This window comes from Pseudescherichia sp. (genome assembly GCF_031979925.1).
Lineage (GTDB): Bacteria > Pseudomonadota > Gammaproteobacteria > Enterobacterales > Enterobacteriaceae > Pseudescherichia.
Map to the genome: position 1 here is coordinate 24,469 of NZ_DALZFB010000013.1, position 21,481 is coordinate 45,949.

General features: G+C 58.1%; 21 protein-coding genes. 6 read left to right on the forward strand and 15 right to left on the reverse strand.

Features of this window, described 5'->3' with window-relative positions; all coding sequences use genetic code 11:
- Positions 1 to 2 precede the first annotated feature (2 nt).
- Entirely contained in the window at positions 3 to 980 is a 978-nt protein-coding gene (locus RTM13_RS17835) for an ABC transporter substrate-binding protein (protein ID WP_312213804.1), read from the reverse strand.
- 131 nt (positions 981 to 1,111) lie between these two features.
- Here RTM13_RS17835 and RTM13_RS17840 point away from each other — a divergent pair, with 131 nt between their 5' ends.
- On the forward strand, positions 1,112 to 1,873 hold the full coding sequence (locus RTM13_RS17840; protein WP_312213805.1) for a DeoR/GlpR family DNA-binding transcription regulator: 762 nt from the start codon (positions 1,112 to 1,114) through the stop codon (positions 1,871 to 1,873).
- Between the two features lie 36 nt (positions 1,874 to 1,909).
- Here the strand turns inward: RTM13_RS17840 and metE are convergent, their stop codons facing one another.
- On the reverse strand, positions 1,910 to 4,171 hold the full coding sequence (metE, locus tag RTM13_RS17845; protein WP_312213807.1) for a 5-methyltetrahydropteroyltriglutamate--homocysteine S-methyltransferase: 2,262 nt from the start codon (positions 4,169 to 4,171) through the stop codon (positions 1,910 to 1,912).
- Positions 4,172 to 4,287: 116 nt separating this feature from the next.
- Between metE and metR the strand changes: the two genes are divergently transcribed.
- Positions 4,288 to 5,244 (forward strand): HTH-type transcriptional regulator MetR, encoded by a 957-nt coding sequence (gene metR / locus RTM13_RS17850; RefSeq protein ID WP_312213809.1) that lies wholly within the window; start codon positions 4,288 to 4,290, stop codon positions 5,242 to 5,244.
- Here the strand turns inward: metR and RTM13_RS17855 are convergent.
- The 3 genes from RTM13_RS17855 to pldB all read right to left on the reverse strand — a co-directional run bounded on the left by RTM13_RS17855 (position 5,129) and on the right by pldB (position 7,932).
- Complete coding sequence (locus RTM13_RS17855; protein ID WP_312213810.1) at positions 5,129 to 6,028, reverse strand: carboxylate/amino acid/amine transporter; 900 nt, start codon at positions 6,026 to 6,028, stop codon at positions 5,129 to 5,131. The two genes, metR and RTM13_RS17855, sit on opposite strands and share 116 nt — an antisense overlap.
- Positions 6,029 to 6,099: 71 nt before the next feature.
- Positions 6,100 to 6,900 carry a sugar/pyridoxal phosphate phosphatase YigL gene (gene yigL / locus RTM13_RS17860; RefSeq protein ID WP_312213812.1) on the reverse strand — a complete coding sequence of 267 codons (801 nt, stop codon included), beginning with the start codon at positions 6,898 to 6,900 and terminating at the stop codon, positions 6,100 to 6,102.
- A gap of 39 nt (positions 6,901 to 6,939) precedes the next feature.
- Complete coding sequence (gene pldB, locus RTM13_RS17865; RefSeq protein ID WP_312213814.1) at positions 6,940 to 7,932, reverse strand: lysophospholipase L2; 993 nt, start codon at positions 7,930 to 7,932, stop codon at positions 6,940 to 6,942.
- A gap of 108 nt (positions 7,933 to 8,040) precedes the next feature.
- Between pldB and rhtB the strand changes: the two genes are divergently transcribed.
- Both rhtB and RTM13_RS17875 read left to right on the forward strand, forming a co-directional pair.
- Positions 8,041 to 8,661, forward strand: a complete 621-nt coding sequence (gene rhtB / locus RTM13_RS17870) for a homoserine/homoserine lactone efflux protein (protein WP_312213816.1) — start codon at positions 8,041 to 8,043, stop codon at positions 8,659 to 8,661.
- Between the two features lie 165 nt (positions 8,662 to 8,826).
- Positions 8,827 to 9,711, forward strand: a complete 885-nt coding sequence (locus tag RTM13_RS17875) for an Rpn family recombination-promoting nuclease/putative transposase (protein WP_312213817.1) — start codon at positions 8,827 to 8,829, stop codon at positions 9,709 to 9,711.
- 38 nt (positions 9,712 to 9,749) lie between these two features.
- Here the strand turns inward: RTM13_RS17875 and rhtC are convergent, their stop codons facing one another.
- From rhtC to pldA, 3 genes are read right to left on the reverse strand one after another with little or no spacing between them, the layout of a single operon-like run.
- Complete coding sequence (gene rhtC, locus RTM13_RS17880) at positions 9,750 to 10,370, reverse strand: threonine export protein RhtC (protein ID WP_312213819.1); 621 nt, start codon at positions 10,368 to 10,370, stop codon at positions 9,750 to 9,752.
- 60 nt (positions 10,371 to 10,430) lie between these two features.
- Positions 10,431 to 12,257: an ATP-dependent DNA helicase RecQ gene (gene recQ, locus RTM13_RS17885; RefSeq protein ID WP_312213899.1), complete on the reverse strand. Its 1,827-nt coding sequence runs from the start codon at positions 12,255 to 12,257 to the stop codon at positions 10,431 to 10,433.
- 35 nt (positions 12,258 to 12,292) lie between these two features.
- On the reverse strand, positions 12,293 to 13,162 hold the full coding sequence (pldA, locus tag RTM13_RS17890; RefSeq protein WP_312213821.1) for a phospholipase A: 870 nt from the start codon (positions 13,160 to 13,162) through the stop codon (positions 12,293 to 12,295).
- A 160-nt stretch (positions 13,163 to 13,322) separates the two neighbouring features.
- Between pldA and yigI the strand changes: the two genes are divergently transcribed.
- Together yigI and rarD are read left to right on the forward strand one after the other, a co-directional pair.
- Complete coding sequence (gene yigI / locus RTM13_RS17895; protein ID WP_312213823.1) at positions 13,323 to 13,790, forward strand: acyl-CoA thioesterase YigI; 468 nt, start codon at positions 13,323 to 13,325, stop codon at positions 13,788 to 13,790.
- 57 nt (positions 13,791 to 13,847) lie between these two features.
- Positions 13,848 to 14,741: an EamA family transporter RarD gene (gene rarD, locus RTM13_RS17900; protein ID WP_312213825.1), complete on the forward strand. Its 894-nt coding sequence runs from the start codon at positions 13,848 to 13,850 to the stop codon at positions 14,739 to 14,741.
- Between the two features lie 38 nt (positions 14,742 to 14,779).
- On the opposite strand, the gene corA is transcribed toward rarD, so the two are convergent.
- The 7 genes from corA to dapF form a co-directional block, all read right to left on the reverse strand.
- A complete protein-coding gene (corA, locus tag RTM13_RS17905) occupies positions 14,780 to 15,730 on the reverse strand; it encodes a magnesium/cobalt transporter CorA (RefSeq protein ID WP_222889085.1) in 951 nt (316 codons plus the stop codon).
- A gap of 148 nt (positions 15,731 to 15,878) precedes the next feature.
- Positions 15,879 to 15,935, reverse strand: a complete 57-nt coding sequence (gene ysgD, locus RTM13_RS20250; RefSeq protein ID WP_353621329.1) for a YsgD/CorL family protein — start codon at positions 15,933 to 15,935, stop codon at positions 15,879 to 15,881.
- Positions 15,936 to 16,083: 148 nt separating this feature from the next.
- Positions 16,084 to 18,246: a DNA helicase II gene (gene uvrD / locus RTM13_RS17910; protein ID WP_312213827.1), complete on the reverse strand. Its 2,163-nt coding sequence runs from the start codon at positions 18,244 to 18,246 to the stop codon at positions 16,084 to 16,086.
- A 62-nt stretch (positions 18,247 to 18,308) separates the two neighbouring features.
- On the reverse strand, positions 18,309 to 19,025 hold the full coding sequence (gene yigB / locus RTM13_RS17915; RefSeq protein WP_312213829.1) for a 5-amino-6-(5-phospho-D-ribitylamino)uracil phosphatase YigB: 717 nt from the start codon (positions 19,023 to 19,025) through the stop codon (positions 18,309 to 18,311).
- A complete protein-coding gene (gene xerC, locus RTM13_RS17920) occupies positions 19,025 to 19,927 on the reverse strand; it encodes a tyrosine recombinase XerC (protein ID WP_312213831.1) in 903 nt (300 codons plus the stop codon). Before xerC ends, yigB begins: the two co-directional genes overlap by 1 nt.
- A complete protein-coding gene (locus RTM13_RS17925) occupies positions 19,924 to 20,631 on the reverse strand; it encodes a DUF484 domain-containing protein (protein WP_312213833.1) in 708 nt (235 codons plus the stop codon). Before RTM13_RS17925 ends, xerC begins: the two co-directional genes overlap by 4 nt.
- Positions 20,628 to 21,452 (reverse strand): diaminopimelate epimerase, encoded by an 825-nt coding sequence (gene dapF / locus RTM13_RS17930; RefSeq protein WP_312213835.1) that lies wholly within the window; start codon positions 21,450 to 21,452, stop codon positions 20,628 to 20,630. The genes RTM13_RS17925 and dapF overlap by 4 nt, the downstream gene beginning before the upstream one ends.
- Positions 21,453 to 21,481: the final 29 nt, after the last annotated feature.

Below are 21,481 nucleotides of genomic sequence, written 5' to 3' on the forward strand. Positions count from 1 at the left end.
AGTTAGCGGTTTCCAAACAGATCGGCGAAGCGTTTTTTATTGGCATCGGTATCCGCCAGCGCCTTCGCCGGGTCATACGGCATCAGCTTGATGCTGTCCCGCGCCGGGAAGCCTTCCGGCGCCGGGAGGCTCGCATCGGCGGGCAGGTAACCCTGCTTTAGCACCAGGCGCTGACCCGCATCCGACAGCACAAAGTCGATAAAGGCTTTCGCCCCGTCCGGGTTTTTCGCATTCTTCAGCATCGCTACCGGTTCGGTCACGATGCTGACCCCCTCTTTCGGGAAAACAAACTCAATCGGTGCGCCCTTGGCTTTTTCGCGGATCGCCATGTAGTCCACCAGCACGCCATAGCCCTTGCTGCCGGAAGTGATGGCATTCATCACCGCGCCGTTCCCGCTCTGCGGCATCGCGCCGTTGGCCTTCAGCTTTTCGTACCAGGCAAAGCCGAGCTGCGGATCGTTCATCAGCGTCGCCATATGGATCTGCGCCGCGCCAGAGTAGAGCGGGCTGGGCAGCGTGGTCATGTTCTTAAGTTCAGGCTTGAGCAGATCCTGCCAGGAGCCAGGCTTCACCGGCGCGCGAGTGTTGTAGGCAATCCCGGTGGTGATCAGCTTGGTGCCGTAGTAGTAGCCCTGCGGATCGTACAGCTGGGCATCGTAGCGGCTGGCCTCGGGAGATTTATAGGCTGCCAGCAGATCCTGCTTTTTCAGAGCCTCCATGGTAACGCTGTCGGCAATCAGCAGCACGTCCGGTGCGGCACCGCCTGCCACCAGCTCGGCCTGCAGGCGCGCCGTCAGCTTAGTGGTTCCATCGCGGATCCATTTGACCTTAATGTCCGGGTGCGCCTTTTCGAAGGCGGTGACGGTCATCTGGGCATCTTCGTTCGGCTGGCTGGTATAGAGCGTCAGCGTGGAAGCGGCGAAAGCCGGTGTGCTTAACGCGGTTACGATAACGGCTGCCAGCGCGGTGTGCTTACTCATGGTCTCTTCCCTCTATTTTCGTTGTGATGATTAAAACAGGCAAATCTGACAAAAATGTGACCATATTTTTTCGTAGTAATAATTTCACATTCGCACGCTAGCATTGTGAGAAAGAGTGCTAACAGGAGCATATGATGACCCCCGAATCCCGCCGCACGGCAATTGTCGAGCTGGTGACGGCGCACGGTGAAAGCAGCATTGAGCAGCTGGCGCAGCACTTTGGCGTCTCGCTGCAAACCGTGCGTAGCGATCTGCGCATGCTCACCTCAGGCGGACTGTTGCTGCGGCGTCACGGCATGGTTACCCCTTTCGCCCGCGAAAATATCGGCTATCAGCAGCGGGAGATCGTCAATATTGCTGGCAAACGCTGGATCGGCGAGCGCACGGCGCTGCTGCTGGGCGACTACCAGAGCTGCTTTCTCGGTACCGGCACCACCGTTGAGATGGTGGCCCGGGCACTGCCGGAGGAGAGTCGGCTGGCGGTATTCACCAATAACCTGCACGCCGCCGGAGCGCTGAGCCGTCTCGCCGCCTGCGAGCTGACGGTGGCGGGCGGGCGCGTCCGCAAACGCGATCTGGATGTGATCGGCAGCGATGCCCAGACCTTTTTCAGCCGCTATCGGGTCGATGTCGGGGTGGTCGCTGTAGGCGGGATCGGCGAGGCGGGCGAGCTGTATGACTATAACGATGATGAAGTGGCGGCACGTCAGGCGCTCATAACCAGCGCTGCGGTGAGCGTGCTGGTGGTGGACAGCACCAAGTTTGGCCGGACGGCGATCTGCCAGAACGGCAGCGTAGGGGATTTCGATTATGTGATCAGCGACCGGACGCCGACGCCACGACAGCATGCAGTCATAAAGCAGATGGGAACAGCGTGGCTAAGCCAGACGTAGGCCGGGCCAGCGCTCGCGCCGCCCGGCATCATTAGCTTACGCCTGACGCAGGTTCTGCGCCGCTTTCACCATGTTCGCCAACGCCGCCCGGGTCTCCGGCCAGCCGCGCGTTTTCAGGCCACAGTCAGGGTTAACCCACAGGCGCTCGGCTGGAATACGATCCGCCGCCTTCTTCAGCAGGGTCTCGATCCACTCAACGTCCGGCACGTTTGGCGAGTGAATGTCATACACACCCGGTCCAATTTCATTTGGGTATTCAAAGGCCTCAAACGACTCCAGCAGCTCCATATCCGAGCGCGAGGTTTCAATGGTGATCACGTCCGCATCCAGGGCGGCGATAGCGTCCATGATATCGTTGAATTCGCAGTAACACATGTGGGTATGGATCTGCGTCTCGTCCTTCGCCACCGCGGCGTTGATACGGAAGGCTTCCACGCCCCACGCCAGGTAGGCATCCCAGTCGCTGCGCTTCAGCGGCAGCCCTTCGCGCAAAGCAGGCTCATCAATCTGGATGATACCGATGCCTGCCGCCTCCAGATCTGCTACCTCATCCCGTAACGCCAGGGCGATCTGTTTGGCAATGGTTTCCCGGCTAACGTCTTCACGCGGAAAAGACCAGCAGAGAATGGTCACCGGCCCGGTGAGCATCCCTTTTACCGGCTTGTCGGTGAGGGACTGAGCATATTTCGCCCACTCAACGGTGATCGCCTCCGGGCGGCTAACGTCGCCGATCACCACCGGCGGCTTCACGCAGCGGGAGCCGTAGCTCTGAACCCAGCCATTCTGAGTGAAGACAAAGCCATCCAGGTGCTCGCCGAAATACTCCACCATGTCGTTACGCTCGGCTTCACCGTGCACCAGCACGTCAAGGCCCAGCCGCTCCTGCTCGGCAATCGCCTGCTTGATATGTTCGGCGATACCGGTACGGTAGTTGCCCGCGTCTAAACGCCCCTGCTTAAAGTCCAGGCGCAGGCCGCGGATCTCGGTGGTCTGCGGGAACGAGCCGATGGTCGTTGTCGGCCAGGCGGGCAGGTTGAATCGCGCCCGCTGGGCCAACGCACGCTCCGCGTAGGGACGCGTGCGCTGGCTATCCTCAGCGGTAATCGCCGCCAGACGCTGCGCCACCGCCGTATTGTGTACCCGGGTCGAATCGCGGCGCGCCTGGATCGGGGCGCTCCACTCAATCAGAGGCGCAGTGTCGCCGCTGTTCAGGGCATCGCGCAGCAGGGCCAGCTCATGACATTTTTGCAGGGCAAAGGCAAACCAGCTCTTCACCTCGGCATCCAGCCGCGTTTCAACGCTCAGATCGATGGGGCTGTGCAGCAGCGAGCAGGAGGAGGCGATCCACAGATCGCGCTGGCCGACGATATCTTTAACCGGGGCATATTTCTCGGTGAGATCGGCCCGCCAGACGTTACGGCCATTCACCAGCCCGGCGGAGAGCAGCCAGTCAGCGGGCAGACGGCTATGCAGCTCGGCGACGTTATCCTTGCCGTGCACCAGGTCAACGTGCAGACCCTGCACTGGCAGCCCGGCAATGGTATCAAGGTTTGGCGTCACGCCTTCGAAATAGGTGGTCAGCAGCAGCTTCACCTGCCCTGACAGCGCCCTATAGGCGGGTTGGAACGCCTCCAGCCACGCCTGGGGCAGCTCCAGCACCAGCGCGGGCTCGTCGATCTGTACCCACTCAATCCCGCGTTTTGCCAGCTCGGCCAGCACCTGCTGATAGACCGGCAGAATATCATTCAGCAGGCTCAGGCGATCAAACTGTTCGCCTTTTACCTTGCCCAGCCACAGGTAGGTTACCGGCCCCAGTAGAACGGGTTTTACCCTGTGGCCCAGCGCCAGCGCCTCGTCCACTTCGTCCAGCAGTTGGGTCCAGGTTAGCGTGAACCGCTGCCCTTTAGTGAACTCCGGTACCATATAGTGATAGTTGGTGTTAAACCACTTGGTCATTTCCGCCGCTGCCGCTGGCTCACCCGTTGGCGCGCGGCCCCGGCTAATGCGGAACAGGGTGTCGATATCGACCGATCCATCTCTGTTCTGATGACGAGCCGGCACGTTGCCAAGCAGCAGGCTGGTAGTCAGAACATGGTCGTACCAGGCGAAATCGCCCACCGGCAGCAGATCGATGCCCGCCTGCTTCTGCTGATCCCAGTGGCGAGCACGTAGCTCGCGGCCTACCGCCAGCAGCGCCTCCTGCGTGATATTACCTGCCCAGTAACTCTCTTGCGCTTTCTTCAGCTCGCGACGCAGACCAATGCGAGGAAAACCGAGGGTGTGATTCAGTACTGTCATGGTATGCCCCTTGTGAATTTTAGGATTTTGGACGTCCAGATGTTTACACATCTATATTCGACAGGTACTTTATATTCCTCAAGCGCAAAATGTTCATGGCGAAGTGAAGGACTTTCATGATCGAAATTAAACACCTGAAAACGCTCCAGGCGTTACGGAACAGCGGATCGCTGGCGGCAGCGGCGGCCACGCTACATCAGACGCAGTCCGCCCTCTCCCACCAGTTCAGCGATCTCGAACAGCGCCTTGGCTTTCGTCTCTTCGTACGTAAAAGCCAGCCGCTGCGCTTTACGCCGCAGGGCGAGATTTTGTTGCAGCTGGCGAACCAGGTGCTACCGCAGATTAGCCGTGCGCTGCAGGATTGTAACGAGCCGCAGCAAACCACCCTGCGGATCGCCATTGAGTGCCACAGCTGTATTCAGTGGCTCACCCCCGCGCTTGAGAATTTCCGTGCAAAATGGCCGCAGGTAGAGATGGACTTCAAATCCGGCGTCACCTTCGATCCTCAGCCAGCGTTGCAACAGAGCGAGCTGGATGTGGTGCTGACCTCAGACATTTTGCCCCGTAGCGGGCTACACTATTCGCCGATGTTTGATTATGAAGTGCGGCTGGTACTGGCCCCGGATCATCCCCTCGCGAACCGGGCGCGCATTACGCCAGAGGATATCGCCGCTGAAACGCTGCTGATCTATCCGGTGCAGCGCAGCAGGTTGGATATCTGGCGTCACTTCCTACAGCCGGCGGGCATCAATCCGATGGTGAAGAGCGTGGATAACACGCTGCTGCTGATCCAGATGGTGGCGGCCCGAATGGGTATTGCGGCACTGCCGCACTGGGTGGTGGAGAGCTTTGAGCGCCAGGGCCTGATCGTGACCAAGACCCTGGGCGAAGGATTGTGGAGCCGGCTGTACGCGGCGGTGCGCGATGGCGAGCAGCGCCAGCCGGTAACGGAAGCGTTTATTCGCTCAGCGCGGAACCATGCGTGCGACCACCTTCCTTTTGTGCGGAGCGCGGAGCGACCCAGCGGCGATGCACCCACAGGGACGCCACTATCACTGTCCCGCCAAGGATAAAGCTTGGCCAGTGGGGCTGCTCCTGCCAGATGGCAAGATTGACCAGCAGCCCTGCCGGGACGTGCATGTTATTCATGATGCCGAGCGTACCGGCATCCACCTGGGTTGCGCCGTAGTTCCACATGAAGTAGCCAATCCCTGACGCCACCACGCCGAGAAACACCAGAATGCTCCACTGTAAGGTGGTCTCCGGCAGCTTCTGTGCGTTGCCCAGCGAAAACCAGGCCACTACCGCTACCAGGAACGCGCCCAGATAGAACCAGGCAAAGGCGTTATGCTGCGGCATTGGACGGGTCTCCATCAGGCGCTTGTAGCCCACCATACCGATGGCGAAGCTGATGTTAGAGAGCTGTACCAACAGCAGTCCGGTCCAGAAGTGGTTGGTGACCTGATCGTAGCGGATGATCCCTGCCCCAATTACCGCCAGCAGCGCGCTCAGCGCATAGCCCCAGCGCAGCCGGCGTCGGCTCATCAAATCGTAAATCAGGGTGATATAGAGCGGCGTCAGGACGGTAAACAGCAGTAGCTCGGAGACCGTCAGGTAGAGATAGGCGCGGAAGCTAAGCATATACATGATGCCCAGCTGCATAGCCCCCACCAGCATATAGAGACCGATAGTTTTCAGGCCATGACCCCGCGTGCGCAGGAAAGGTAAAAAGACCAGCGCCGCCAGCCCAACGCGCATCAGCACGGAGAAGTAGCTGTCGATATGTCCGGCGAGGTATTCGCCATACAGGCTAAAGGAGAAGGCCCACAGAACGGTGGTGATAATCAGTAACGCCACAATGAGTGTCTCGTTGGTTAATGAGCGCTCATTGTAGCGGAGTTACCGGTTGACGGCTGATTAATGTTTAATCAATCAAGAAACAGCTTACGCAGATAGTTTGGTACCGCGTTGTCGCCGTTGGTGCCGATCACTTCCAGCTGCGGATAGCGATCCTTCAGGCGCTGGTGCGCGTTAGCCATAATGCAGCCTTTACCCGCCATGGAGAGCATCTCAGCGTCGTTCATCCCGTCGCCAAAGGCGATGCACTCTTTCAGTGTGTGGCCCATCGCGGTGGCGACCGCCTCCAGCGCATGGCCTTTCGAGACGCCGCCCGCCATCACTTCAAGGCAAGTCAGAGTAGAGAAGCTGACGTTAACGCGATCGCCCCAGCGGGCGTTGATGGCCTGCTCCAGCGGCAGCAGCGGCTCATGAGTATCGCAGGTGAAGAACACTTTGCTGATCCCTTCCGGATCAAGCAGGCCCGGCTCATAGAGCGAATACTGGAAGACAGCCTCTTTGAAGAAGCGCATCTCATCCGGACGGTGGCGATTGATAAACCACTCGTCGTCACGATAGACGTTAGTATCGATGTGCGGGTCGTGATGCATCACGCCAAACAGATCCTCAGCGATTTCGCGATCCAGATTATGCGTAAAGACCAGATTGCCATCGGTATCGTGCACCCGCGCGCCGTTAGAGGTGATCATATAGGCTTTGATACCCAGCTTATCGCGGATCTGTCCTACGTCGACATGGTGACGGCCAGTGGCAAAAACGAAGTTGACGCCGCGCGCGGTCAGCAGCTTTAACGTCTCTTTAGCGTAGGGGGAGAGTGAGTGGTCGGGTGAGAGCAGCGTGCCATCTAAGTCAGACGCAACAACCTGATACATAATAGAATTTAACCTCTGGTCAGGCGGCGAACCGCCGGATTAGTTATGCCTGTCGAAAAAATCAACGATGGCGTTAAGCGCGACTGAGCGCATGGCGTCCTTTTCAAAAAGGATCTCATGGTACGCACCTTTGATGACCAGCGGCTTCTCTCCCTCACAGGGATGGCCCGCTGCGGCGCGAATTTCACAAAAACGATCGTGCATACGGTTATCGACGACGCGCTCCTCCTCTGCCTGAAGCAGGAGCATAGGCGTCGCATCCTGTGCCGCGCCCGCCAGCACCTTTTCACCGGCAAGAATACCCTCTCGTACCCAGTGGTTAGTTGGGCCGCCGACGCGCAGCTGCGGATCGTCAGCATAGCAGCGCAGGTTTCGCTGGTAGCGTACCCGGCTATGGGTAAGCACGTTAATGCTAAACGGCAGCGCATGCCAGCGCCCTGTCCCCAGTGCGTAGCTCTCCCGGAAGGGCTGATAGCCTTCGGCCCAGTTCAGGATATGGCGCACCATCCAGTCGGGCAGACGGATAACAATACCAAACATGGGCGCACAGAGCGCGATCGCATCGCAAAGCTGTGGCTGCCGCTGAAGCAGCAGCGTGGCGATCGCCCCGCCCATCGAGTGTGCCAGAATATAACGCTTACGCCATGGGCCCGGCACAACCTCCTGCTGCCAGAAGGCCTGCAGATCGTCAACGTAGTCATCAAAGTTATCAACGTGCCCACGGTGTCTATCGGGCAGAATACGACCTGAACGCCCCTGCCCACGATGGTCGATGATCAGCACGTCAAACCCGAGATGGAACAGATCGTAGGCAAGCTCGGCGTACTTGACGTAGCTTTCAATACGCCCAGGACAGACGACGATTACCCGATCGTGCTCGGCGGCATGAAAGCGCACGAAGCGCACTGGAATATCGCCAACGCCAGTGAATTCAGCCTCTTCACGCTGCCGCCAGAAATCGGTCAAGGGTCCGTGCGTGAAAGCCGCAAAGGCATTTTCTCTTGTTTCCCACCCCTTTTTCTGCCGAAACATTGGGTTTCCGCCCCCGGTCGTCTGTAAAATTGTTTTTTTATGACTCGTGATACAACACGTTAACAATAGCGTATTGTTGCATAAAATATATCGTTCAGGGAGTTTCGCATGACCTTCGAGTGGTGGTTTGCCTATCTGCTTACCTCAATCATCCTCAGCCTCTCGCCAGGCTCCGGCGCGATTAATACCATGACCACCGCCATCAGTCATGGCTACCGAGGGGCAGCAGCCTCCATTAGCGGCTTGCAGGCCGGTCTGGCAATCCATATCGTCCTGGTTGGCGTTGGCCTCGGGACGCTCTTCTCCCGATCGCTGCTGGCCTTTGAGGTGCTGAAGTGGGCGGGTGCGGCCTACCTGGTCTGGCTGGGCATTCAGCAGTGGCGGGCCGCTGGCGCGCTGGATCTCAACACCCTCGCACAGGCTCAATCCCGCGGACGCCTGTTTAAACGTGCCGTCTTCGTGAACCTCACCAACCCCAAAAGCATCGTGTTTCTCGCCGCGCTGTTTCCGCAGTTTATCAATCCGGATCAGCCCCAGGTGATGCAGTATCTGGTGCTTGGCGTCACCACCATTGTGGTGGATATCATCGTGATGATTGGCTATGCCACTCTGGCAACGCGTATCGCAGCATGGATCAAAGGACCGCGCCAGATGAAAGCGTTGAACCGGGTATTTGGCTCGCTGTTTATGCTGGTCGGGGCGCTGCTGGCCTCGGCAAGGCACGCCTAATTAACACTGGAGCATGCTCGCAACGTCAGGGCAATAAGCTGCACGTTCGACCATGCTCTCTCGACGCTTCCCGCAGGCAGAGTAGTTTCCTTTTTTCTACGCTGTTGGCCCAGCGCGACCAATGTCAGAATGCCGCCAGACACTCCCATTCAAGGATGATGAACGATGGCGGAGACAGCGACACCGCATGACGCAGTATTTAAAACCTTTCTTTCCCGTGTAGAAACCGCACGGGATTTCATCGAAATTCATCTCCCGCCCTCGTTAATCCGCATCTGTAAGCTTGATACTCTGCATCTGGAGTCGGGCAGCTTCATTGAAGACAGCCTGCGTCCCTTTTACAGCGACGTTCTCTATTCGCTGGAGACCGTCTGTGGGCGTGGCTATGTACACATTCTCATTGAACATCAAAGCTCACCGGACAAACTCATGGCGTTTCGTCTCATGCGCTACGCAGTAGCGGCAATGCATCGGCATCTTGAGGCGGGGCATAAAACCCTACCGCTGGTGATCCCGATACTCTTCTATCAGGGACGTCGCAGCCCTTACCCCTGGTCTCTGAACTGGCTGGAGGCGTTTAGCAATCCGGATATTGCTCGTCAGCTTTACAGTACGCCCTTTCCCTTGGTGGATATCACCGTTATCCCCGACGATGAGATCATGCAGCACCGCAGCATAGCGGCCCTGACGCTAATTCAGAAGCATATTCGCCAGCGCGATATGGCGCAGCTTTTGGACAAGCTCACAGTTTTGTTGATGTTGGAGCAGATGAGCGGACAACAAATAACCACGCTGATAAACTACATCGCACAGGCGGGGGAAGCACAGGACGTTCAGACACTGTTATTTGGACTGGCACAGCGTGTGCCGCAGCATGGAGAAACACTGATGACGTTTGCAGAGAAATTACGCAATGAAGGCATGCAAGAAGGGAAACGCGTTGCCATACAAGAAATTGCAGAAACAATGCTCAGGCTGGGCCTCGATTCTGAGGCAATAATGAAGATCACCGGTCTGTCAAAAGACGAACTTCAGCAGCTACGACACTGAAACGCGACCCGCCCGGTTAAAACCAGACGGGCGAATGCTTAACGAGAAATAATCAGGTGCAGGCCAAAGGCGGTGAAGAGCGCGCCAGCTACGCCGTCGATCCACTTCGCCATACGCTGGTAACCGCGGCGCATCGCTGGCAGGGCAAACAGGCTCGCCACGAGAGTAAACCAGGCGAAGGTCTCCAGCGCGATCAGGACGAAAATGCCCCAGCGTGCCGTTTCACCGACGCTGTCACCCACAAAAAGCGAGAAGACCGAACCGAAGTAGATAATCGCCTTTGGATTCGCCAGGTTAGTCAGCAGCCCCTTCACAAAGCTACGTCCGCCGGTTGCCAGCTCAACCTGCGGTGCAGGCGCATTCAGGACCTCTTTCTTCAGCGCCCCGCGCAGCATCTGGTAGCCCATCCAGCAGAGATAGAGCCCGCCACCGACCATGATGATGGTGTGCAGCCAGGCCATTTTTTCGAGGATCAGATTGAGTCCAAGCAGCGCCACGCCTGCCCAGATCATGACGCCGAGGGTGATGCCCAGCACGCCCATCATCGCCTCTTTGCGCGATCGGCTGACGGCGGTTTGCGAAACAAAAAAGAAGTCCGGGCCGGGACTCATCAGCGCCACCAGGTGCACCAGCGCCACGGTCAGAAATAGCGTTAACATAGATTACTCGTGGGGAAAGATTGATCAGGCTACTATCCTGGCACCTTTTCGCCCCGCTGACTACTCGTCGTCGCCGTCGACGTGCTCACGAATAAGCGTCATAAACGGCTTGCCGAAGCGCTCAAGCTTGCGCATCCCGACGCCGTTCACGCTGAGCATCTCACTGGCGGTGATTGGCATCTGCTCGGCCATCTCGATCAGTGTGGCATCGTTGAACACCACATAGGGCGGAATATTCTCTTCATCAGCAATCGCCTTACGCAGCTTGCGCAGTTTGGCAAACAGCTTGCGATCGTAGTTGCCGCCGAAGACTTTCGGGTTTGCTCGCGCCTTCACCACCACGACACGCGGCACGGCAAGCTGGAGCGGCACTTCACCACGCAGGAAAGGGCGCGCGGCCTCGGTAAGCTGTAACGCCGAGTGCTGAGCGATATTTTGTGTCACCACGCCGAGGTGGATAAGCTGGCGGATCACGCTCACCCAGTGCTCCGTTGTCTGGTCACGGCCTTCGCCATAGATCTTGAGCTTGTCATGGCCCATGTCGCGAATACGCTGGTTATTCGCACCGCGCAGCACTTCTACGACATAGCCCATACCAAAGCGCTGACCGACGCGGTAGATAGCGGAGAGTGCTTTCTGAGCGTCCACCAGTCCGTCGTAGCGGCGCGGCGGGTCGAGGCAGATATCGCAGTTGCCGCATGGCTCCTGGCGTCCTTCGCCAAAGTAGTTCAGCAGCACCAGACGGCGGCAGGTCTGCGCTTCGGCAAACGCCCCCATCGCGTTGAGCTTGTGACGCTCGATATCCTGCAGCTGACCCGGGGGTTTCTCTTCCAGACATTTACGTAGCCAGCCCATGTCCGCCGGATCGTAAAAAAGCATCGCCTCGGCAGGCAAGCCATCACGCCCGGCGCGGCCGGTCTCCTGATAGTAGGACTCAATGTTGCGCGGAATATCAAAGTGCACCACAAAGCGCACGTTGGGTTTGTTGATCCCCATCCCGAACGCCACGGTAGCCACTACGATCTGCAGATCGTCACGCTGGAACTTCTCCTGCACGTCGGCGCGAATGCTGTTGTCCAAACCAGCATGGTAGGCACCAGCGCTAAAGCCACGGGCCTGTAAGCGCGCGGCGGTATCCTCTACCTTAGCGCGGCTGTTGCAGTAGATGATGCCAGATTTGCCACGCTGCTCCTGAACGTAGCGCAGGAGCTGATCGAGCGGCTTAAATTTCTCCAGCAGCGTATAGCGGATGTTAGGTCGGTCGAAGCTGCTAACCTGGATCAGCGGATCGCGCAGCCCGAGCAGGTGCACAATATCGCTGCGGGTGGTGTCATCCGCCGTTGCAGTCAACGCCATGAAGGGGACGGACGGGAAGCGGGCGCGCAGCTGGCCGAGCGCAGCATACTCAGGCCGGAAATCGTGACCCCACTGCGAGATACAGTGCGCCTCGTCAACCGCCACCATACGCGGATCCCAATGGGCGAGATGCTCAAGGAAGTTATCCAGCATCAGACGTTCCGGCGCGATATAGAGCAGGCGGATCTGACCGCTGCGGCAGCCCGCCATAATGGCCTGCTGCTCCTCTCGGCTCTGGGTAGAGTTCAGGCAGGCGGCCGCCACGCCGTTCGCGAGCAATTGGTCGACCTGATCTTTCATCAGAGAGATCAGCGGCGAGACTACCACCGTCAACCCGTCCTGCACCAGGGCCGGAATTTGATAGCAGAGGGATTTCCCGCCGCCAGTCGGCATTACCACCAGACAGTCGCGCCCCTCGAGCACGGTCTCAATGATGGTCTGCTGACCCGGGCGGAACTGCTGGTAGCCGAAGGTCTCCCGCAAAACCTGCACTGCCCCCGACTCCAGATTCATTACTTCCGCCTGCGCCACGTTAACCCCATCTGCCTTCAAAAAATGACTCTGCCTTAAAAAAGATCGTTAAGCATAACGCCCACGCCAACGCGTGTCTGGTTAAAGTTGTAATCAATTAATGATTCACCATAACCGCTGTAAACCTGGGTATACAAGCGTACATGCTTTGTGACCGGATAGCTTAGACCCAGCTCGGCGCCGCCGTAGCCGGTATTCCAGTTGTACTGCCCTTTGGCACTCAGAATGGCCTCGCCCAGCTCGTAGCCAATCTTGAGCTGGTAGTAGCCCATGTACTTGGTGATATCCGGGTTATCGTCGGTATCGCCCACCACATACCAGGGTTTCACCTCTACCAACCAATTAGCATTCTGCGCCATCAGGCGGCTATAGATTCGGTTCCAGCTGCGGGAGGTGGGATCGGAGCGGCCGTTAGAGTCGTGGTTGTATCCAAACTCCACGTCGCGCAACGTCCAGCCTGCCAGCTCATAGTCGGTGGCGAAGCCAAGGAACAGCTGCGGCTCGTAGTTGGTTTCACGAAACGGCGAAGACTCACCGCTGTTAGAGAGCTGCCACCAGGACTTCTGCGTATAGGACGCACCCAGTACCGAGTTCGGCCCCATGATACCGCGCCAGAACGGGAATGCCAGGCTGAGCTGGAATTTTACCTCATCTTTGCGAGCATTGTCGGACCAGTTATAGGTACTGATTGCCTCTTTGTTGAGATCGCTGGTTACCGTATAGAGCAGATAGTTTGACTCATAGGGATAGAGCGTAAAGGGGTTATCGTGCTCCTGTAACAAATTCGCGATGATGCTGCCGCGGACCGCTGGCGCATCGTGTACTGCTTTAACCGTGGCTTCCTGCGCTAATGCTGTAAAAGGCAGTGCGATGGCTGACAAAAACCAGGGCAGATACGTCCGCATCGGTTTTGCTCTCCTGACCAAAAATGTTGAAATGGGTAATATTCAGACACCTATTTTACATATTTCTATAAACGCTGCGCAGCTATCGTTTCTGAAAGTGGAAAACAACAATTAAGAAGCATAAAATCAACAACTCATTAACTACCGGACGTATAAAATAATGTCAGCCGTTCTTACCGCCGAGGAAGCTTTACAGCTGGTGGGTGAAATTTTTGTTTATCACATGCCCTTTAACCGTGCGCTGGGGCTGGAGCTGGAGCGCTACGAAAAAGCGTTTGCCCAGCTTAGCTTTAACAACCAGCCGATGATGGTCGGCAACTGGGCGCAAAGCATCCTTCACGGCGGGGTGATCGCCTCTGCACTGGACGTCGCGGCAGGGCTGGTCTGCGTTGGCAGCACCCTCACCCGCCATGACACTATTGCTGAAGAGGAGCTGCGCACGCGCCTCGCAAAGATGGGCACTATCGATCTGCGTGTCGACTATCTGCGGCCCGGGCGGGGCAATCGCTTTACCGCCACCAGCAGCCTGCTGCGGGCGGGTAACAAAGTTGCCGTGGCTCGCGTTGAGCTGCATAACGAAGAGCAGATCTATATTGCCAGCGCCACCGCCACCTACATGGTAGGTTGAGGCGGTAAAATCGGGTAACATGCTGTTACTTTTTTGCTAACGGATTTGGATGTTCCGATGGATGCTAAGCAGACGCGGCAGGGCGTACTACTCGCTCTTGCCGCTTATTTTATTTGGGGTATCGCACCGGCGTACTTCAAGCTGATCGACTACGTTCCCGCCAATGAGATCTTTACCCACCGGGTCATCTGGTCGTTCTTTTTTATGGTGGTGCTGATCAGCGTCAGCCGCCAGTGGTCACGGCTCAAAAACCTTCTACACACGCCAAAGAAAATCCTGCTGCTGGCCCTCTCGGCGGTCTTGATCGGTGGTAACTGGCTGCTGTTTATTTGGGCGGTCAATAACCATCACATGCTGGAAGCCAGCCTCGGCTACTTTATCAATCCGCTGGTAAATATCCTGCTGGGGATGATCTTTCTTGGCGAGCGCTTCCGTCGCATGCAGTGGCTGGCGGTGATCCTTGCTGGCTGCGGTGTACTGGTGCAGCTCTGGACGTTTGGTTCACTGCCGATCATCGCCCTGGCGCTGGCGTTCAGCTTTGCCTTCTACGGCCTGGTGCGTAAGAAGATTGCCGTTGATGCCCAGACCGGCATGCTGATAGAGACCCTGTGGCTACTGCCGGTCGCCGCCGTCTGGCTATTTGGCATCGCTGACAGCCCGACCAGCCATATGGGAAATAATCCGTGGACGCTCAACGTGATGCTGATGGCGGCGGGCGTGGTGACCACTATCCCCCTGCTCTGCTTTACCGGCGCGGCTACCCGTCTGCGTCTTTCGACGCTGGGTTTTTTCCAGTATATCGGCCCGACGCTGATGTTCCTGCTGGCAGTCACCTTCTATGGTGAAGTACCGGGCATGGATAAGATGGTGACCTTTGGTTTCATCTGGGTGGCGTTGGCGGTGTTCGTGATGGACGCTATCTATACTCAGCGCCGGATGCGGAAGATGTAATAACGTCGGGTGGCGTAAAGCCACCCGATCTGGAACGATTACAGCCAGTTTTTGCGTTTAAAGTAGAGATAGGGTGCCAGGCCAGCAAGCATCATAAAGACGATTGCGCCTGGATAACCAAAGCTCCAGTGCAGCTCAGGCATAAACTCAAAGTTCATCCCGTAGCTGGAGGCCACCAGCGTCGGCGGCAGGAACACTACCGAGACCACCGAGAAGATCTTAATAATGCGGTTCTGCTCGATATTGATAAAGCCCATCGCCGCCTGCATCAGGAAGTTGACCTTCTGGAACAGGGACTCATTATGCGGCAGCAGGGATTCGATATCGCGCAGGATCTCGCGAGCCTGTTCCAGCTGGCTACCCGGCAGGCGCGCTTTACGCACCAGGAAGTTCAGCGCACGCTGGGTATCCATCAGACACAGACGTACCTTCCAGCCGATATCCTCCTGCTCTGCTAGCGCTGAGAGCGCCTCGTCATACTCATCGCCCTGCTGGCCTTCCATAATGACGCGGCTCAGCTTCTCCAGGTCGCTGTAGATGTTCTCAATCTCATCCGCCAGCTGTTCGATTTTGGTTTCAAAGAGATCGAGCAGCAGCTCGTAGGCGTTACCGTCAACCATTGCCTGGCTGCGGGCGCGCATCCGGTAGAGGCGAAACGCTGGAAGCTCACGCTCGCGCAGGGTAAACAGGCGGCCGTCACGAATGGTGAACGCCACTGTCGAGTTACCGGCGTGATCCTCTGCATCTTCAAAAAAGAAGAAGGAGTGGATATGCAGCCCGTCCTCATCCTCAAAGAAACGCGCGGAGGCTTCGATATCCTCCAGTTCAGGACGCGTTGCCAGGCTCTGACCGAGGTCCGTCTGCACACGGTTACGTTCATCATCGTCCGGCTCGACCAGATCCACCCACACCGCATCGATCAGGGTAGGTGCCTCTTCAACCTCGAGACGGGTGAGACGGTTATTTTCCAGTTGAAATGCGCTCAACATGACCGGGACTCCCAATACAAAAATTATCGGACAGTTCGGTGGGCACACAGAAACAAATTGGGTTTCAGACCATTAAACAGCCTGACTCAGCGCGACGGGAATTATTGCCGCTGACAACCACTAAGGCCATCAGCGCGAGGAGATAGCCTTAGGAGTTGTTCCTGAATGACAGGGAATTGAGCCAGCATCTACTGGGTGTGTCCAAGGCGAATGTCCTCTTAGCGTGATCGTGCGCGCATGTTACGCCAGCTAAAATATGGCGTCAACACGCAACGGAACGCTGAAGAACAATAATTGGCCTTCAGCGTTTAAGGGTAGCAGAGTGTTACAAAATAGTGATATTTTTCTGAAAGTTACACTTCTTCCAGCCGGGCGTAAGCGGCCACCAGCCATTTGATCCCCTGGCCCTGGAAGGCCACCTGCAGACGGCTGTGCTCGCCGCTGCCCTCGAGATTAACGATGGTGCCTTCGCCAAATTTGGGATGACGTACGCGCTGGCCAAGCTTATAGCCGGAGTCGTTCTGCGCCACCGGGGTGCCCATCCGCTGATGGTTCACCGGGCGGCTGATGCTGGCGCGCAAGCGCACCTCTTCCACACAGTTCTCTGGCAGCTCGCCGATAAAGCGCGATGGACGATGGTAGACCTCTTTGCCGTACAGACGGCGGGTTTCGGCATAGGTCAAGGTCAGCTTCTGCATAGCGCGGGTCACGCCCACGTAGGCCAGACGGCGCTCCTCCTCCAGCCTACCGCCTTCGTCAAGAGACATCTGGCTAGGGAACATCCCCTCCTCCATGCCGACGATAAACACCTGCGGAAACTCCAGCCCTTTCGCCGAGTGCAGGGTCATCAGCTGCACCGCATCCTGCCAGGTATCGGCCTGCCCCTCGCCCGCTTCCAGCGCCGCGTGGGAGAGAAACGCCTGCAGCGGCATCAGATCTTCTTCTTCGTCGTTGTAGCTGAACTGGCGCGTTGCCGTCACCAGCTCCTCTAAGTTTTCGATACGCGCCTGGCCCTTTTCGCCCTTCTCCTGCTCATACATCATCCACAGGCCGGAGTCTTTAATCACCCGGTCGGTCTGCACGTGCAGCGGCATATCGGCGGTCTCCTGGGCCAGGGCGTCGATAAGCTCAAGAAAACGCTGGAGTGCATTGGCCGCGCGTCCGGCCAGGGCTCGCTCCTGCAACAGCTCCCGGCTGGCCTGCCACAGCGTCAGCTGACGATCGCGCGACGCCTGGCGCACCACGTCCAGGGTGCGATCGCCAATACCACGCGTTGGCGTATTGACCACGCGCTCAAAGGCCGCGTCGTCGTTGCGGTTAGCAATCAGGCGTAAATAGGAGAGCGAATCTTTGATCTCCTGGCGTTCAAAGAAGCGCATGCCGCCATAGATACGGTACGGCATGCCGACCTGTAGCAGGGCCTCTTCCAGCACGCGCGACTGGGCGTTGCTGCGGTAGAGAATGGCACACTGCTCCAGCGCGCCGCCGCTCTCCTGCCAGGTCTTGATGCGGTTAACCACGAAGCGTGCTTCATCGAGTTCGTTGAAGGCGCAGTAGAGCGAAATCAGCTCGCCATCGAGACCCTCGGTCCAGAGCTTTTTCCCAAGACGACCGTTGTTGTTCTCAATCAGGGCGTTAGCCGCGCTGAGGATGTTGCTGGTCGAGCGGTAGTTCTGCTCCAGGCGGATGGTCTCTGCGCCGGGGAAGTCGTTGAGGAAGCGCTGGATGTTCTCTACCTGCGCGCCGCGCCAGCCGTAGATGGACTGGTCGTCATCGCCAACGATCATCACCTTGCCGGTATCCCCTGCCAACAGGCGGATCCAGGCGTACTGAATGTTGTTAGTGTCCTGGAACTCATCCACCAGGATGTTGGTAAAGCGCTCGCGGTAGTGGTTGAGAATATGCGGCTTGTTGAGCCACAGCTCGTGGGCGCGCAGCAGCAGCTCGGCGAAGTCCACCAGCCCGGCGCGATCGCACGCCTCCTGATAGGCCTGATAAACCTTCTGCCAGGTCTGCTCAACCGGGTTACCAAAGCTCTGAATATGGTGTGGGCGAATGCCCTCGTCTTTCTGGCCGTTGATGTACCACATCGCCTGGCGCGGCGGCCACTGCTTCTCGTCAAGATTCATGGCCTTGATCAGACGACGCAGCAGGCGCAGCTGATCCTCGCTGTCGAGGATCTGGAAATCCTGCGGCAGGTTGGCGTCCAGATGATGGGCGCGCAGCAGGCGGTGTGCCAGCCCGTGGAAGGTGCCGACCCACATGCCGCCCTGGGTAGTGCCCATCAGCTGGCCAATACGGTGACGCATCTCTGCCGCCGCTTTATTGGTAAAGGTCACCGCCATAATCGAGTACGGCGAGCAGTTCTCTACGCTCAGCAGCCAGGCGATACGGTGAACCAGCACGCGTGTCTTACCGCTGCCTGCGCCCGCCAGCACCAGCATATTGCTGCGCGACGCGGCCACGGCGTCACGCTGTTTGTCATTAAGGCTGTCGAGCAGGTAAGAAACGTCCATTGGCACCGCCGGGGAAGAGGGGCCATACGGACCCCTGTTAATATATACAGATTATCTGGTGATTATATCAGCGAGGTCAGAGATGCCAACCGGGAAATTTCAACGTGGGGTAATAAGCGACTGTCGGTAGCGGTCAGCAGGCTAACGCCTTCCGGTTTGATCCAGCAGGCCTGCATCCCGCAGCGGATCGCCCCCGCCACGTCGGTGGTAAGGTCATCACCCACGTGCAGGATCTCTCCCAGCGGCAGGTCGAGCTTCTCCGCCGCCAGATGGTACATATCCTGATGCGGCTTCGAGCGCCCGTCGGGGCCAGCGCGCAGCACAAATTCAAAGTAGTCGCCAAGGCCAAACCGCTCCGGCTGCGCGTTGCCGTTGGTGATCGCCACCAGCGGCCACTTTTTGGCCAGCGCCGCCAGCGTATCGTGCGTTGCCTGGGGGACGTCGATCCGGCTGCGCCAGATAGCAAAGTTTGCCATCGCCGCGGTGGCCCCCTCCTCTGCCTCTTCCGCGCTCAGGCCGGCATCCAGCATGGCACGCTCCACCGCACGCCGCCGCCACTCCGTGACGTCGTGGTAGATATCCGGCTCGCTTTCCCGCAGCGCCTGGCGCAGACGGTGAAAGTCGGTATTTTGCAGATGGCTAAGAGAAGGATGATAGTTTTGCACGAAGGTTAGCGACTCGTGCTCGGTCCGCAGGATCACCTCACGGTTGTCATACAGGGTGTCATCAAGGTCAAAGGTCAGCGCGGAGATCTGACCCAGTGGGCGGTAAAAACGCATTATTTCCCCCGTTTAGCGCGTGGATGCGCCGCGTCGTACACTGAGGCAAGGTGTTGAAAATCGAGATGGGTATAGATCTGGGTGGTGGATAAGTTGGCGTGGCCCAGCAGCTCCTGCACGCCGCGCAGATCGCCGCTCGACTCCAGCATATGGGTGGCAAAGGAGTGGCGCAGCTTATGCGGATGCACGTGGCTGTTCAGCCCCTGCCTGATGCCCCACTCGGCAAATCGCTTCTGCACGTTGCGCGCCGAAATACGCTTGCCGAGCTTCGACAGGAACAGCGCGTCCTCATCGGTGCCAAACAGCCCGCGTAGATCCAGCCAGTGTTCAACCCAGATTACCGCGTTGCGCCCTATCGGCAGACGGCGCTCTTTACTGCCTTTCCCCAACACCCATACCTCACCGGTGTCGAGATCAAGATGGCGGATGTCCAGGTTTACCAGCTCAGACAGACGCAGACCCGCGCCGTACATCACCTCCAGCATTGCCCGGTCGCGCACGGCCAGCGGATCGTTAAGATCGATATCCAGCAGGCGGTTAACGTCATCGACATCAATATTTTTCGGCAGGTGGCGCGGCGCTTTCGGGGCTGAGATCCCCTTCGCCGGATTAGCGACCAGCTCGCCCTGGCTCACCAGCCAGTCAAAAAAACTGCGCAGGGCAGAGAGCCGCAGCGCCAGGCTTGCTGCCCCCAGCCCCTTACGTCGGCTCTTGACCGCAAAGCTGCGCACCACGGCGGCATCGCACTGCGGCCAGCTTTTCACGCCGCTCTCGTCCGCCAGCATGATGATGGCCGCGAGCTGGCGCTCGTAGTTCAGCAGGGTGATCGGACTCAGCTGCCGCTCGACGCTCAGGTAGCGCAGAAAGCGGGTTACCAGCGGCTGCAGCGGCGAGTCGATCATATGCGTTCAATCCAGCGCGCCAGCAGCTCAGGCAGCATTGCCGCTACCTCCTGTAACAGCTGGGTGCCCTGATCCGGGTGGTAATGGGTCACATCCCGGCTGCTGAAAATAATCACCCCCAGATCGCCATCGTGGCCCATCATAGAGAGTGCCACGGAGCCGATGGCACGGGCCTCAGGGAGCAGGAGCAGCAGCTCAGGTCCGTTAAGCGGCCCCAGATAGTGATTCTCCTGGCCCAGGCGCTGAATACGCAGCGGCTCAAAGGCCTGACGGCTCAGCGCCAGATGGGTAAAGTCAGAGGGCGCGCCAATGCGCCAGCGGTCAGAGAACAGACGGATGCTGGCACCAGCCAGACCCATCTCTTTTGCCCAGCGCTGGAAGCGCACCAGCAGATCTTCAAGACTGCTGGCTGCGGCCATTTGTCCCTGCAGACGCAGCAGGCAGGAGAAGAGATCCTCATTACTGCTCGCCTGCTCCATCAGCAGGGTCATGTTCTCTTCCAGCACGTTGATATGGTTGCGCGCACGCACCATCTGCCACTCAACCAGCGATACCGCGCCGCGCACCGGGTGCGGGACTTCGATCATCTGCACCGCCTGAGCGTTGCGGATAAAAAACTCAGGATTACGCAGCAGGTAATCAACGACCTCGCGATCGGTAAGTTCGGCCAGGGCCGCCTGCTGCTCTTCCTCAATGTGCTTCATAGATGAATAAATCCGTCGTAGACGTGTGTTGCCGGGCCGGTCATAAACAGCGGCTGGCCCGGTCCCTTCCAGGCGATATCAAGACGGCCGCCTGGAAGCTCCACGCGTACCTCTTCTGCCAGTAAACCTTGTTGGATCCCCACGGCTACCGCCGCACATGCGCCGCTGCCGCAGGCCTGGGTCTCGCCCGCACCGCGTTCAAAGACGCGCAGGCGAATATGTTCGCGCTTAACGACCTGCATAAAGCCGATATTGGCGCGCTCCGGGAAGCGCTCGTGGCTCTCCAGCACCGGGCCCAGCGTTTCGACCGGGGCGGTGTCGACATTGTCTACCTGAATCACGCAGTGCGGATTTCCCATCGAAACGACGCCGCACAGAATGGTCTGTTCAGCTGCACGCATGATATAGGTTTTTTCCGCTTTGTTCGCACGAAACGGAACGGCGGCCGGATCAAAGTTCGGCTCACCCATATTAACCCGCACCAGCTCATCTTCCGTGACGCTCAGCACCATCCGCCCATTGGCGGTGCTAACGCGGATATCGCGCTTGTTAGTCAACCCCTTTAGCCGCACAAAGCGGGCGAAGCAGCGTGCACCGTTGCCGCACTGAGACACTTCGCTGCCGTCAGCGTTGTAGATCCGGTAGTGAAAGTCGAGATCCGGATCGTAAGGCGGCTCAACGATCAGCAGTTGATCGAAGCCGACGCCCAGATGGCGATCCGCCAGCCGGCGGATCAGCTCTGGTGAGAAAAAGACATTCTGCGTTACCGCGTCGACGACCATAAAGTCGTTGCCAAGGCCATGCATTTTAGAGAACTGCATCATTGACTCCATTGCACAGAAACAGAATG